13 protein-coding genes are annotated in these 14,302 nt (G+C 69.6%); 5 read left to right on the top strand and 8 right to left on the bottom strand.

Annotated features, from left to right (window positions below):
• Positions 1-107 precede the first annotated feature (107 nt).
• Positions 108-1,607 (top strand): helix-turn-helix domain-containing protein, encoded by a 1,500-nt coding sequence (locus tag VME70_04495; GenBank protein HTW19457.1) that lies wholly within the window; start codon positions 108-110, stop codon positions 1,605-1,607.
• Here the strand turns inward: VME70_04495 and VME70_04500 are convergent.
• From VME70_04500 to VME70_04530, 7 genes are all read right to left on the bottom strand, one after another.
• Entirely contained in the window at positions 1,594-3,075 is a 1,482-nt protein-coding gene (locus VME70_04500) for an MFS transporter (GenBank protein ID HTW19458.1), read from the bottom strand. The genes VME70_04495 and VME70_04500 overlap by 14 nt on opposite strands.
• A 63-nt stretch (positions 3,076-3,138) precedes the next feature.
• The gene (locus VME70_04505) at positions 3,139-5,010 is read right to left on the bottom strand and encodes an ABC transporter ATP-binding protein (GenBank protein HTW19459.1); all 1,872 of its coding nucleotides are present in this window, start codon (positions 5,008-5,010) and stop codon (positions 3,139-3,141) included.
• Positions 5,007-6,827, bottom strand: coding sequence for an ABC transporter ATP-binding protein (locus tag VME70_04510; protein ID HTW19460.1), 1,821 nt, complete (start codon positions 6,825-6,827; stop codon positions 5,007-5,009). Before VME70_04510 ends, VME70_04505 begins: the two co-directional genes overlap by 4 nt.
• A 73-nt stretch (positions 6,828-6,900) precedes the next feature.
• Positions 6,901-7,680 (bottom strand): enoyl-CoA hydratase-related protein, encoded by a 780-nt coding sequence (locus VME70_04515; GenBank protein ID HTW19461.1) that lies wholly within the window; start codon positions 7,678-7,680, stop codon positions 6,901-6,903.
• A 124-nt stretch (positions 7,681-7,804) separates the two neighbouring features.
• A complete protein-coding gene (locus tag VME70_04520; GenBank protein ID HTW19462.1) occupies positions 7,805-8,722 on the bottom strand; it encodes a tetratricopeptide repeat protein in 918 nt (305 codons plus the stop codon).
• 30 nt (positions 8,723-8,752) lie between these two features.
• Positions 8,753-10,426: a methylmalonyl-CoA mutase family protein gene (locus VME70_04525; protein ID HTW19463.1), complete on the bottom strand. Its 1,674-nt coding sequence runs from the start codon at positions 10,424-10,426 to the stop codon at positions 8,753-8,755.
• Positions 10,427-10,460: 34 nt separating this feature from the next.
• On the bottom strand, positions 10,461-11,000 hold the full coding sequence (locus tag VME70_04530; protein ID HTW19464.1) for a MarR family transcriptional regulator: 540 nt from the start codon (positions 10,998-11,000) through the stop codon (positions 10,461-10,463).
• 75 nt (positions 11,001-11,075) lie between these two features.
• On the opposite strand from VME70_04530, the gene VME70_04535 reads away from it, so the two are divergent.
• The 4 genes from VME70_04535 (at position 11,076) to VME70_04550 (ending at position 13,287) form a co-directional block, all read left to right on the top strand.
• A complete protein-coding gene (locus VME70_04535) occupies positions 11,076-11,813 on the top strand; it encodes a hypothetical protein (protein HTW19465.1) in 738 nt (245 codons plus the stop codon).
• Positions 11,810-12,133, top strand: a complete 324-nt coding sequence (locus VME70_04540) for a transcriptional regulator (GenBank protein ID HTW19466.1) — start codon at positions 11,810-11,812, stop codon at positions 12,131-12,133. The genes VME70_04535 and VME70_04540 overlap by 4 nt, the downstream gene beginning before the upstream one ends.
• A 63-nt stretch (positions 12,134-12,196) precedes the next feature.
• Positions 12,197-12,697, top strand: coding sequence for a SigE family RNA polymerase sigma factor (locus VME70_04545; protein HTW19467.1), 501 nt, complete (start codon positions 12,197-12,199; stop codon positions 12,695-12,697).
• Entirely contained in the window at positions 12,694-13,287 is a 594-nt protein-coding gene (locus tag VME70_04550; GenBank protein HTW19468.1) for a hypothetical protein, read from the top strand. Before VME70_04545 ends, VME70_04550 begins: the two co-directional genes overlap by 4 nt.
• 28 nt (positions 13,288-13,315) lie before the next feature.
• Here VME70_04550 and meaB read toward each other — a convergent pair whose 3' ends face one another.
• On the bottom strand, positions 13,316-14,275 hold the full coding sequence (gene meaB, locus VME70_04555; GenBank protein HTW19469.1) for a methylmalonyl Co-A mutase-associated GTPase MeaB: 960 nt from the start codon (positions 14,273-14,275) through the stop codon (positions 13,316-13,318).
• Positions 14,276-14,302 lie beyond the last annotated feature (27 nt).

A 14,302-nucleotide genomic window follows, 5' to 3' on the forward strand; every position in this document is an offset into this window, starting at 1 on the left:
ACTGGGTGCGCTCCGTCCGTACGGCGACCGGTCGAAGAAGTTGCTCGGAACTTCTTGAGGTGTTTCACTATGACCATGATTTCGCGCGGCGCGAAGAGGCCTAGAACATGAAGAAGGGCGAATCTTCACTTTCGGCGAAGAACGCCTTACGCTCTGCCGCCGCCGACGTCGACCTGGTCACCCTCGGCCAGCGGGTCCGCCATCTGCGCCGGGCCCGGGAGCTGACCCTCGCCGATCTGGCCACTGCGGTCGGCTCGGCGAGCTCCGCCCTCTCGCTGGTCGAGAACGGCCGGCGCGAGCCCCGCCTTTCCCAGCTCCGGGCGATCGCCGCCGCGCTCGACGTACCCGTCGAGGACCTGCTCCGCCCGGAGCCGCCGAGCCGGCGGGCATCGCTGGAGATCGCCCTCGAGCGCGCCCAGCGCGAGCCGGCGTACGCATCGCTCGGCCTCGCACCGCTTCGGCCCAGCCCGCGGATCCCCACCGATGTCCTCGAACACGTGGTTGCCCTGCACGACGAGCTGCGCCGTCGGGACGCCCGGTTCGCCGCGACCCCGGAAGCCGCCCGGCAGGCAAACGTCGACCTGCGCCGGCAGATGCGCAGCATCGACAACTACTTCGCCGAGATCGAAGCCGAGGTCGGCACCGCGCTGCGGTCCGTGCACTACACCGGCGGCGCGCTCCCGCAACGGCTGATCAACGACCTTGCGGCGCACTACGGCTTCACCCTGCACAACGTGAGCGACCTGCCCGACTCGACCCGCTCGATCACCGACCTCGAGCACCGGCGGATCTACCTTCCGCAACAACCAGCCGGCCACGACCCGCGCTACGTGGTGCTGCAGACCCTCGGGCACTTCGCGCTCGGTCACACCGACCCGGCCGACTTCGCCGACTTCCTGCGCCAGCGGGTTGAAGCCAACTACTACGCGGCTGCCGTTCTCGTCCCCGAAACCACCGCCGTGCGCTTCCTTCAGGACGCGAAACGCGACCACGCCATCAACATGGAGGACATCCGCGATGTCTTCTCCGTGTCGCACGAGACCGCTGCACACCGCTTCACCAACCTCGCCACCCATCACCTCGACCTGCAGGTGCATTTCAGCCGGACCGACCGCAGCGGCACGATCTACAAGGCGTACGAGAACGACGGCCTGGCCTTCCCGACCGACGCCATCGGCGCGATCGAAGGCCAGCTCGCCTGCCGCGAGTACGCCTCACGCCAGGTGTTCACCTCGCCCGAGCGCTACGGCACCTACCTGCAATACACCGACACACCCGGCGGCACCTTCTTCTGTACGGCGCATGTCGAACCGGGACCGGGCGGCGAGTTCGCCGTGACCGTCGGCGTTCCCTTCCATCACGCGAAATGGTTCCGCGGCTCGGACACTCATCGCCGCCGGCGCTCGACCTGCCCGGCACCGACCTGTTGCCGGCGGCCGCCGGCCAAGCTGTCCGAACGCTGGGCCGGGCAGGCATGGCCCTCCGCCCGACCGCACACTCACCTGCTCGCCGCGCTTCCGCCGGGCACCTTCCCCGGCGTCGACACCACCGACGTCTACTCGTTCCTGGACCGGCACGCGCCGGACGGCGCAATCAGCGACGAGTAGCCGCCGCCGCGGTCGCGACATCGCGCGGGTAGCTCGACATCGCACGGAACAGCACGAGCGAACTGGCCATCAGCGGCACGAGCATCACGAGGAATGTCCAGTGCAGCGCGCCGTGCCGGTTGCCGAACACGATGTCCGAGGTGGCGCCGAACAGGATCGGCGCAAGCGCCTGCGCCGCGGTCCGCAGGAACGTGCGAATCCCCTCGGCCCGCCCCCATAACGGCGGCACCATGATGTCGAGCCGGGCCGCGTTGAGCGGCGCGTTCTGAGCCGACAACCCGAACGCCGCGACGACGAGGTAGGGCAAGGCCCGGGTCGAGTGATGGGTGAGCAGCGCAGGGATGAACGCAACGGCCGCGAGCCCCGACGTGATCGCGGCTACGAGCATCCGCCCGTTGAGCACCCCGCGCGCGAGCAACGCGTCGCCGAGCCGGCCGCCTACCAGTACGCCGATGACCGCGCCGAGGCCGAGCACCAGGATCAGCAGGTTGGCGAGCGCCTGGTTGATGCCGTACTGCTGGTGCACCAGTTCGGCACCGAAGGTCTGCACGCCGGCGAGATAGAAGTAGCCGCACGCACCCGCGATGATCATGACCACGTTGGTGCGGATCGACAGGATGTAGCGGGTGGCGGAGTAGAGGCTCATCGTTCGCGCGTCTTCGACCAGGATGTTGGCGTGGTCGGGCGCGACGCCTTTCTCGCGCGACACCCTTTGCGCGTCGGTCTCTTCGAGCTCGTCCGCTTCCGCGACGTCTTCGCCCGCGACCCGATGGTCGGCGACCACCGGGATGCGCTGGGCGCCGGTCGGGATCAAGCCGACGCCGCCACGCACGGGTTCCGGCAGCTTCAGCACCAGCCAGGCGATGAAGAACGCGGGCACCGCGAGCACGAGGAAGGCCAGCCGCCAGGACAGCGCCGCGATGTCGCCGGTGACCGCGAAGCCCACGCCGGCCCCGAGCAGCTCACCGGTCAGCACGTAGCTGTAGATCCGACCGCGTTCGGCACTGGCGAACCAGTCGCCGAGCATCGACGCGACGACCGGACCGGCTGACGCGGTGGCAATACCGAGACACAGCCGGGTCAACAGCAGGTAGGAGAACGAGCTCGCCGTCGCGCTCCACACCATGCACGCGCCCCAGAGCGCGATGGAGAGCCCGAGAGTCGTCGTACGCCGCATCCGGTCGGCCAGCACCCCGAACGGAATGCTTGCGATTGCACCCACCACGGAGTTGACCCCGACTAGTAAGCCGATGTCGGCGTTGTCGATGTGCAGCGCATGCCGCAGCACCGTTGCGGACGCACCGACCGTGGCGCTGTCCGCGCTGGACAGCGCCCACACCGCCCCGAAGATCAGGATCACCCGGGTGCGTGCCGGGCCGCCGAAGGAGTCTTCGATCCGGCGTGCGACAAATCCGGTCACGCGGCGGCCGACGCCCGGACGACCGGGCGTCGCCTCGGTCGTCGTCACCACCTGATCATGCACGAATACGGTGACCTCAAACGACGGGACATCAGGCCGGCCCGTGCCGGGTCAGACCAGGCTTTCCCGCCAGGCATGGGCGAGCGCGGCGTACTCCCCCGAGCCGGCTTCCAGCAGGTCGTGCGGCGTGCCATCCTCGATGATCCGCCCGTCGGCCATCACGAGGACGCGGTCGGCGATCGAGACCGTCGAGAGCCGGTGCGCGATGATCAGCGCCGTCCGGTTCGCGAGCACCGTGCGCAGGGCGTGCTGCACCAGCCGCTCGGTCGGGGCGTCGAGCGACGAGCTCGCCTCGTCGAGGATCAGCACCGCGGGATCGGCCAGCAGCGCCCGGGCGAGGGCGATCAGCTGGCGCTGGCCGGCCGACAGCCGCGAACCGTTCTTGCCGACACTCTCGTCGTAGCCGTTGCGCAGGTGCGAGACGACGGCATCGACGCCGACGGCGCGACCGGCCGCTTCGATCTCGGCGCGAGTCGCGTCCGGACGCCCGAACGCGATGTTGTCCGCCACCGATCCCGAGAACATGAACGACTCCTGCGTCACCATCGCAACCGCGCGACGCAGGTCGCCCTCCGCGAGCGCGGGCAGCGGGATGCCGTCGATCGACACGGTGCCGGACAGCGGGTCGTAGAACCGCGCGAGCAGTCGCGCCAGAGTGCTCTTGCCTGCCCCGGTGTTGCCGAGCAGCGCGACCGTCTGCGCCGCCGGGATGTCGAGGGAGAACTCGTGCACGACCTCTCGGCCGGGTCGGTAGCCGAAGCTCACGTGGTCGAACGACACCGCGCCGCGGAAGTCATCGGCCGGAAGCTCTGCCGATGCTTCGGGCAGCTTGACCGACGGCCGCTCGTCGAGCACTCCGGCGAGCTTCTCGATGCCGGCCGCCGCGCCCTGGAACGCGTCGTAGAACTGGCTGACCTCGGCCATCGGCTCGAAGAACTGGCGGAGGTAGAGCACGAACGCGGCGAGGACGCCGACTCCCATCTTGCCGTCGATCACCCGGGTTCCGCCGTACAGAAGGACTACCGCGGTGGTGACGTTGCCGACCAACCGGATCCCGGGCCAGTACACGGTCAGCAGCTGGAACGACGTCGTCATGGCCTTGCGGTTGCGCTCGTCGAGGTCCCGGAAGATCTCATCGTTGCGCGGCTCGCGGCGGAATGCCTGCACCGCGCGGATCCCGCGCAACGACTCGGTGAAGTGGATGATCACCAGCGCGATCGCCTCACGGGTACGCCGGTAGGCGACCGTCGAACGCCGCTGGTACCACCGGCTCATGTAGGCGAGCGGGATCAACGAGACCAGCGACACGAGCGCAAGCGGCCAGTCCAGCACCAGGAGGATCACGGTGATCGTGACGATCGTCAGCACCGACGTGACGAGAGTGTCGAGACCTGCGTCGAGCAGCGCGTTGATCGCGTCGAAGTCCGAGGTCAGCCGGCTGATCACGCGCCCTGACGTGTAGCTCTCGTGGAAGGACAGGCTCAGCCGTTGGAAGTGCACGAACACGCGGCGGCGCAGCTCGAGCACCGCGTCCTGCCCGATCCGTCCTGAGCCGAGCAGGAACACGCGGGTCAGCCACGCCTGGACCAGCGCGCATCCGACGATCGCCGCGGTGATGACCGCGATCGGCGTGTAGTCGCCTCCGCGGGCATGCTTGATGCCCGTGTCGATCCCGGCACCGACCAGCGCCGGGATCGCCATCGACGCCCCGGTGCCCACCACGATCGCGGCCGACACCTTGAGCATGGCGCGCCGGTGCGGCTGCAGGAGCGAGGAGAGCAGCGCGCGGGTCCGGCGGCGCAGGAGCACCGAGACCGATGTCGGCATCTCCTCGTCGGTGTCCGCGGCGACGCCGCGCCAGCGCGCGAGGTCGTCGAGCTCCTCGATCTCGTCGCTGAGGACATCCGAACGGTCGACGGTCACGACGCCTCCCGCTCGGTGCCGTCGACCGACAGGATCGCGGCGTACGCCGGCAGCCGCATGAGCTCCGAGTGCGTCCCGACCGCTGCGAGAGTGCCGTCCTTGAGCAGGGCGACGCGGTCGGCGAGGGCAACGGTCGACGGGCGGTGTACGACGACCAGCCCGGTCGTCTCCCTCAGCACCGCAGCGAGGGCCCGCTCGACGAGGGCTTCCGTGTGGACGTCGAGCGCCGACAGCGGGTCGTCGAGCACCAGCACGGTCGGCCGCGCGACCACCGCGCGCGCGAGCGCGAGCCGCTGCCGCTGTCCGCCGGACAGCGAGAGCCCCTGCTCGCCGATCCGGGTGTCGAGCCCCCACGGCAGGTCGTGGACGAAGGTGGCCTGGGCCAGCTCGAGCGCGGCCTGGATGTCGTCCTCGGACGCGTCCGGCCGACCGAGCGAGAGGTTCTCGCGAACGCTCATCGAGAACAGCACCGGATCCTCGAAAGCGGTCGCGACCTCGCGCCGCAGCTGCGTGAGCGGCAGGTCACGGATGTCGATCCCGTCGAGCGTGATCCGGCCGGCGGTGACGTCCTGCAGCCGCGAGGGCAGTGCGGTCAGCACGCTCTTGCCCGATCCGGTCGCGCCCACGATGGCGACCGTCTCGCCGGGCTCGATGTCCAGCGAGATGTCGTGCAGCGTCGGCTCATCGGCGTCGGCGAACTGGAAGGCCACCGACTCGAAACACAGCCGGCCGCGCGGCCGGATCAACGGAATCGGGGACGGCGGGTCGACGATCGTCGGCTCGGTCTCGAAGACCTCGATCAACCGCATCGCCGCGGTCGCCGCCTCCTCGCCCATCGCGAGGATCCAGCCGATGTCGATGACCGGCCACTGCAGCAGGACCAGCAGTGTGACGAACGCGACCAGTGCCCCGAGGGTCATCGCGCCGTGGACGACGGCGATCGTGCCGAGCAGGACCACGAGCGCCATCGTGAGGTTCGGGATCAGGAACAGCAGCGACCAGAACCGGCCGAGCAGGTTGACCATGTCCAGCTGCGAGCCACGGACCAGCTGCGCGGCCTCCATGAAGTGCCCGGTCAGCCAGGGACCGCGGCCGAACGCCTTGGTGACGCGGATCCCGCTCGCGGCCTCTTCGGCGATGGTCGCAAGGTCGCCCTGCTGGTCCTGCATGCGCCGTGACACGACGGCGTACGACTCACCGAAGCGGCGGGCCAGGTGCACGACCGGGAACGTCCCGACGCCGACGAGAATGCCGAGCGGCCAGTAGGTCAGAAGGAGAAGCACGATGACCGCGATGTACTGCACGGTGTTGACGACGAGATAGATCGCGCCGAACCCGAGGAACCGGCGAATCGTCGACAGGTCGCTGGTCGCGCGCGAGAGCAGCTGCCCGGTGCCCCAGTGGTCGTGGAACCCGACCGAGAGCTGCTGCAGATGCGCGTACAGGTCGTCGCGCATGTTGCGCTCGATCATCAGCACCGCGATCGACTGGATCCAGCGGCGGTAGGCGATCAGCCCTGCCTCGGTGATGCCGAGGCCGAGGACGGCGAGGAACAGCGGGAGCAGCTGGCCGCGATCACCGCGCTTGATCGGCCCGTTGACGATCGCCTCGATGACCAGAGGCACCACGGTGCTCGCCGCGACACCGATCATCGCGGCGACGAACATGGTCGCGATCTGGCGCGACCAGGGCCTGGCGTAGGAACGCAGCCACCAGAGAGCAGCGAACCGCGAGCGCGTCGTGGCGCCCGACGGTTCGGGAGTCTCTACGTCGGTGATGGACCCTTTCTGAGCCTGCTCACCCCCCGTTCCGGTCACACCCTCGACCGTACCCAAACCGGTCAACCGGATTCTTCCGGTTCGCTACCGGTGTGACGGGCAAAAGGCCTGATCAGCGGCCCTTAAAGACCGCCTTGCCGGGTCCGTGCTCCACGAACGAGGTCATTCCGGTGGTCTGGTCCTCGGTCGCGAACAGCGCCGCGAACTGCTGGCGCTCGATCGCCAGGCCGGTGTCGAGGTCGACCTCGAGCCCACGGTCGACCGACTCCTTGGCGGCCCGAAGCGCGTACGCCGGGCCGTTCGCGAACGCGCTCGCGTACTTGACCGCCGCGTCGTACACCGAGTCGGCCGGCACGACCTCGTCGACCAGGCCGATCCGCAGCGCCTCCTCGGCGCCGACGAAGCGTCCGGTGAAGCAGAGGTCCTTGGCCTTTGCCGGGCCGATCAGCCGCGGCAGCCGCTGCGTGCCGCCCGCGCCCGGAATGACGCCGAGCAGAATCTCGGGCTGACCGAGGTGGGCGTCCTCGGCGGCGATCCGCCGGTCGGCGCACAGCGCAAGCTCGCAACCGCCGCCGAGCGCGTACCCGTTGATCGCGGCGACGACCGGCTTCGGGATCCGCGCAACTGTCGAGAACGCCTCCGACAGGCCGGTCGACCGGTCGACCATGTCCGAGTACGACGCGACCGCCATCTCCTTGATGTCCGCGCCGGCCGCGAAGATCTTCGGGCCGCCCCAGATGATGACGGCGCGCACCTCTCGCCGCTCGCCGGCCTCGATCGCCGCCGCCTTCATCTCTTCCTGCACCTGCGCGTTGAGCGCGTTCATCGGCGGGCGGTCAAGGCGGATCGTCCCGATTGCGCCCTCGACCTCGAGCCTCACGTAGTCAGCCATGCCGCGAGCGTAACGACCCCCGTCGCCCACCCCTCTTCGTGATCTTGACCACCGAACGCCAGAGCGTGCGGGGGTGTGCGTGCGGGGTGTGCGTGCAGGGGTGTGCGTGCGGCGGTGTTGCGGGTTAGAAGAGGGCGTTCGCCAAGGCTCGGCGGCCGGCCGCCAGTCGGGGGTCCTGCGGGTCGAGCACTGCGAAGAGCTCGACCAGATGCAGTCGCGCCCGCTCGCGGTCGTCACCGGCGCTGCGTCGTACCAGGTCGACCAGCCCGCCGATCGCCTCGTCGACCCGGCCGTCGGCCAGGTCGAGGTCGGCGACCACCAGCGCCGCGTCGACGTCGTCCGGCGCGCCGGCCGCCCGCGCGCGGGCGGCCGCCTCGTCGACTCCTCTCACCCGCAGGAGCAGCTCGCAGCGGGCGACGCCGGCCAGCGCGATCGGGTCGGCCGGCGCATGCTCGAGGACGACGCGAAACGCGGCCAGTGCAGCCTCGAGATCTCCACGATCGAGAGCGGCCTCGGCATCGGCGTACCGCGGATCAACACCGGACTCGTCCGGAGCGGGCTCCGTGGGCTCCGCCGCCTCGACGGTCCCGCTCACGCCGTTCGCCGCGGCGACCCGCAGCACCTCGTCGATCACCTGGCGCGCCTGCTGCTCGGAGACGGCGCCCTGGAACAGCGGCACCGGCTGGCCGCCGATCACCGCCATCACGCTCGGGATGCTCTGGATCTGGAACGCCTGGCTCAACCGGGGCTGCGCGTCGACATCGATCTTCGCGAGCACCCAGCGGCCGCCACCCTCGCTCGCCAGCTTCTCCAGAACCGGCGAGAGCTGCTTGCACGGCCCGCACCAGTCGGCCCAGAAGTCGATGACCACCGGCACCTGCATCGAGCGGTTGACGACCTCGGTCTCGAAGCTCGCTTCGGTGACGTCGATGACCAGCGCACCAGGGGCCGCTGCAGGCGCGCCGGCCGCCGGCGCCGGTCGGTTGAGGGTGGACAGGTCGACGGCGCCTCGCAGCGGCAGGTCTCGGGGAGCGGAGGTCACGCGATCAAGGCTAATGAAGCCCGGCGCAGCTCAGAAGCGGGCAGGTTCCCGGTAGCTGCCCCACTCCTTGCGCAGTACGCCGCAGATCTCGCCCAAGGTCGCCTCGAGCCTGGTGGCCTCGAGCATGGGCGGGAGCAGGTTCGCGGACCCGCGGGCCGCCTCGCGCAGGGTCGCGAGCGAGGCCATGACGGCCGCGTCGTCGCGGGCATCGCGCCGCGCGGCGAGCATCCGGTTCTGCTCGATCTCGACCTCGTGGGAGACGCGGAGGATCTCGAGCTCGCCGACGACAGTGTCCTCGCCGACGTTGACGCCGACCACCTTCTTGTCGCCCTTCTCCAGCGCCTTCTGGTAGGCGAACGCGGCATCGGCGATCTCGGCCATGAACCAGCCGTCCTCGATGCCGCGAAGGATGCCCGACGTCATCGTGCCGTCGCTGCCCATCTCGCGGATCCGGCTGAAGATCGCCTCCGCCTCCGCCTCCATCCGGTCGGTGAGCGCCTCGAGGTACCACGAGCCGCCGAGCGGGTCGGCGACGTTCGTGACGCCGGTCTCCTCCATCAGCACCTGTTGAGTCCGCAGCGCGATCTCCGCGGCCTTCTCACTCGGCAGCGCGAGCACCTCGTCCAAAGCGTTGGTGTGCAGCGAGTTCGTGCCACCGAGCACGGCAGCGAGTGCCTCGACCGCGGTACGCACGACGTTGTTGTCCGGCTGCTGTGCCGTGAGCGAGACGCCGGCGGTCTGGGTGTGGAAGCGCAGCCACTGTGCGCGCGGATCGGTTGCGCCGTACACGTCACGCATCCACCGCGCCCAGATCCGCCGCGCGGCACGGAACTTCGCGATCTCCTCGAAGAAGTCGATGTGCGCGTCGAAGAAGAAGGACAGTCCGGGTGCGAACCGGTTGACGTCCAGGCCGCGCGACTGCCCGAGCTCGACGTAGCCGAACCCGTCGGCGAGGGTGTACGCCAGCTCCTGTACGGCGGTCGAGCCGGCTTCGCGGATGTGGTAGCCCGAGACCGACAGCGGCTTGTAGCGCGGGATCCGCTGGTCGCAGAACTCCATCAGGTCGCCGATCAGGCGCAGGTGCGGCTCGGGCCCGAACAGCCACTCCTTCTGCGCGATGTACTCCTTGAAGATGTCGGTCTGCAGCGTTCCGTCGAGTACGCCGATGTCTGCGCCCTGCCGCTCGGCGGCGACGAGGTACATGCAGAAGATCGGTACGGCGGGACCGCTGATCGTCATCGACGTGGTGACATCCGCCAGCGGGATGCCGGCGAACAGCACGTCCATGTCCGCGGCGGAGTCGATGGCGACGCCACAGTGCCCGACCTCGCCGAGCGAGCGCGGGTCGTCGGAGTCGCGGCCCATCAACGTCGGCATGTCGAACGCGACCGACAGCCCGTGGCCGCCGGCCTCGAGGATCATCTTGTAGCGCTGGTTGGTCTGCTCCGCGTTGCCGAACCCGGCGAACTGCCGGATCGTCCACTGCTTGCCGCGGTAACCGGTCGGATACAGCCCGCGGGTGAACGGGTACTCGCCCGGCCACCCGATCCGCTCGAAGCCGTCGTAGCCCGTGCCGGGCGCCGGGCCGTAGACCGGGTCGACCTCACTGCCCGACAGGGAGGTGAAGTCGGCCTCGCGAGTGCCGGCCGCGTCGAACCGCTGCTGCCAGCGTGCGCGGCCCGCCTCGATGTCCTTCGCGTCCATCGCACACTCCCGGGTGAAGGCCCCTCAGTAGATACTAGGACGTCCTAGTATCTTGGCCAACCCCCGCCACTCCGAAGTCTCCCGCCGCCAGCCGCAAAGTACGCAGCTGCTCGAAGATTGCTCGCAGGTCGCTCTCGTCGTACGCCGTGAGCCCGAAGCCGTCGGCGGTCAGGTCGACGGTGGCGCGCTCGAGCGTCTCCCGACCCGCGTCGGTCAGCTTCGCGAGCACTCCGCGACCGTCGCGCGGGTTGCGCCGGCGCTCGACGAAGCCTTGCGCGGCCAGCCGGTCAATCGTGTTGGTGACGCTGGTCGGGTGCACCATCAACCGTTCGCCGATGACCGACAGCGGCAGCTCCCCGGTGCGGCTGAAGTGCAGCAGCACCAGCGCCTCGTAACGCGCGAACGTCAGCGCATACGGCCTGAGGATCTCGTCGTAGCGCGAGAGCAACAGCTGCTGGGCGCGCATGACCGAGGTCGCGACCCGCATGGCGGCCGCCGGTCCGAAGTGCGACTCCCACAGCTCGCCGGCCCGTTCGATCGGGTCGAACGGCAGGTCGAGCGGCTCCCGGCTCACAGCCGCCGATCGTACGGCGAACCGTCGTGCCTTTGGTCTCTGGACAAAAGAGGTTTGTAATGCAAACCTTGTGCTATGACGTCTACGCCCGCATCCGCATCGGGTGACCCGCAGAACCTTCTGGCAGCCACCCGCAGCCTGACCAGACGGGTACGCCGCGACCAGCGGAGCGCGTGGTTGCCGCTCCTCGTGTTCGCAGTGGTGACCTTCGGTGCGATCCCGTTCGACCGCTATGGCCCGCACCACACGCACTGCGCGGCCGAGTCCGGCGGGCGCGAGATCTGCCGGGCCTACGGAGTCCTGTCGCTCTGGTACTGGACGGTGGCGCTGCTCCTCGCCTATGCGGTCATCGGGTGGTTCTACCTGCGCCGGTCCAACGAGCGCGGCATCGGCACCAGGGTGCAGCCCTACCTTGCGGTCGGCGCCGCGCTCACCGTGCTCACGATCGCATGGGCACTGTGGTCGAGCGCGAACCCGACCTCCCTGCACGCCATTTCGAACCCCGGCAGTCCCGGCACCCTCGTCGACCGGATCGCCAGTCCGGAGGGAGCGATCGGGTTGGCGCTGCTGCTGCTCGCCTGGATCGAACGCGACTGGGTGCTGGCGGCGGTCACGGTGGTCTACCTGGTGGTCGCGATGACCGTCGTCCACCACACCCGCCTGGCCGCGCACTCGGCCTCGCTCCTGACCCATCTCGCCCACCCCGATATCTGGGGCTTCCTTCCCCGGCTGCTGGCCAGCGGCGCTGTCCTGCTGGCCGGCAGCCTCGTCGTCGCCCTCGCCCATGCCCGTCGTCAGCGGCCGGCCGGATGAGCGAGCACCCGGTCAACGGGCTCGACGACGTCGTACACCAACGGGTCCGGCTCGGCATCCTCGCCATCGCGCAACAAGCGCGACGCGTGGAGTTCACCTACCTGCGCGACGCGCTCGACCTCACCGCCGGCAACCTCTCGCAGCACCTCACCGTCCTGGAGAAAGCGAAGCTGGTCACGATCGAGAAGGGGTACGACGGCAAGCGACCCCGTACCTGGATCGAGCTGACCAACGCCGGCAAGAAGGCGCTCCGCGACGAGGTCGCGAGCTTGAAGAGCCTGATCCACCAGCTCGAGCGACGCAGCCCGCGACAACCGTGATCGGTGGCAGGTTTGCGTGAGCCTTCGGTACCCGGATCGGCGCGCAGAGCGCGTTAATGAGGTGTGGGCGCGGAGTTCGATGAGTGGGCGGTCGCGCGCGGGCCGGCTCTGATCCGGTTCGGCTACCTGCTCACCGGCGACCGACAGCTCGCACAGGACCTTTCGCAAGAAGCGCTGACGCGCGTGCATCGCCGCTGGCGGCGGCTGGCGGACGAGGGCAACCCGGACGCTTACGCCCGCAAGATCATGGTCAACCAGCTCACCTCCTGGCGCCGCCGCCGGTCCTTCTCCGAGCGAGTGACCGACACCGCCGAGCTGCCCACAACGACGATCGAGTTCGACCAGACGGCGATCGACCGGCAGGCCCTCTGGGTAACCATCCAAAGCTTGCCGACTCGTCAGCGTGCCGTGGTCGTCCTGCACTTCTACGAGGATCTCGACGATGACGCGATCGCCCGGATCCTCGGCTGCGCGGCGAGCACGGTGCGCGTTCATCTCCGTCGCGCTCTCGCCGCGCTTCGCACCCATCCCGTTACTCGCGACTTCGCTGGGAGAACGCCATGACCGACCTCGACACCATGATCCGCGACTGTCTGCAGGAACGCGCGGAGACGGTGGAGTACGCCGATCCCGTCGCCGGCGCCCGCGAGCGCAGCCGCAGGAAGGTGCGTCGGCAGCAGATCGCGGCCGGCGCGACCACGACGCTGGTCGTTGCGGCGGGAGTTCCACTCGGGCTCGCTCTGGCCAGCCATCATCCGGCGCGGCACCGGCAGCCGGCAGTCGTCGTCCAGGCATCGCCGACCCAGTCACCCCAGCCGCCGAGCTGTCCGAGCGGCCGGGTGCCGAACCTCACCGTCGACGAAAGCGCCGCACCGCAACCGCTGAGCAACCTGATCCACGACGTCGCCGACGCGAGGATCTACTTCGTCGTCGCGAACGGAGTCGTGTTCCACGCCAACGGTCAGGCGCCGCCGGCGCGCAGCTACCTGCTGATCGTGACCAACCGCAGCGGTGCCGGCGCGCAGGACATCGTGACCTCACCGGACGCGTTCACGGCCGGCGGCAAATCTCTCCGAGACCGCGCGCATGACTACGTCGAGAAGCTCAAGGGTTGGAACGCGACCTTCGCCGGCTGCCAGGCGAAGGGATCATGACGCCCGAGTCAGCGGCCGGCGCAGCGGCCTACTCCGCGCTCGCGGCCGCAACCAGCTCGTCGGCTGCGGCGTAAGGATCGGTCGAACCGGACAGCACCCGATCGGCGAGCGCGTCCAGCGCCGCACCTCCGCGCAGGTCGCTGAACCGTTCGCGTACGGCGGTGACCGCGATCGCCTCGATCTCGTCGGCAATGCGGGCGCGGCGGCGACGCTCGAGCTGACCCGAGGACAGCAGCCACTCGCGGTGTCGTGCGATCGCCTCGACGAGCGCGTCGCTGCCCTCGCCCTGGGACGCGATCGTCTTGACGATCGGCGGCTTCCAGGCGCCGGGGTCCGGCGACTCGGCCAGCGACATCATCGTGCGCAGATCGCGCACGGTGTGGTCGGCATCGTCGCGGTCGGCCTTGTTGACGACGAAGACATCCGCGATCTCGAGAATGCCGGCCTTCGCCGCCTGGATGCCGTCGCCCATGCCGGGCGCGAGCAGCACGACTGTCGTGTCCGCGAGCGAGGCGATCTCGACCTCGGCCTGCCCGACTCCGACGGTCTCCACGATCACGACGTCGCAGCCGGCCGCGTCGAGCACGCGGACCGCCTGCGGTGTCGCCCACGCCAGGCCGCCGAGGTGCCCGCGGGTGCCCATCGAGCGGATGTAGACGCCGGGATCCGTCGCGTGGTCCTGCATGCGCACGCGGTCACCGAGCAACGCGCCGCCGCTGAACGGCGACGACGGGTCGACGGCCAGCACACCGACCCGCTTGCCGGCCGCCCGGTACGCCGTCAGCAACGCAGACGTCGTCGTCGACTTGCCGACCCCCGGCGAGCCGGTCAACCCGATGACCTCGGCGGCACCGGCGTGCGGCGCGAGTGCGGCCGTCACCTCGCGCAGCTGCGGTGAAGAGCTCTCGATCAGGGAGATCAGCCGGGCGACGCTGCGGTGGTCACCGTCGCGGGCACGCGCGACGAGCTCCGCGACGTCGAAGGCCATAGCTCGACCCTAGGGGTCGCTCCGGAC

This window comes from Mycobacteriales bacterium, assembly GCA_035504215.1.
Taxonomy (GTDB): Bacteria; Actinomycetota; Actinomycetes; order JAFAQI01; family JAFAQI01; genus DATAUK01.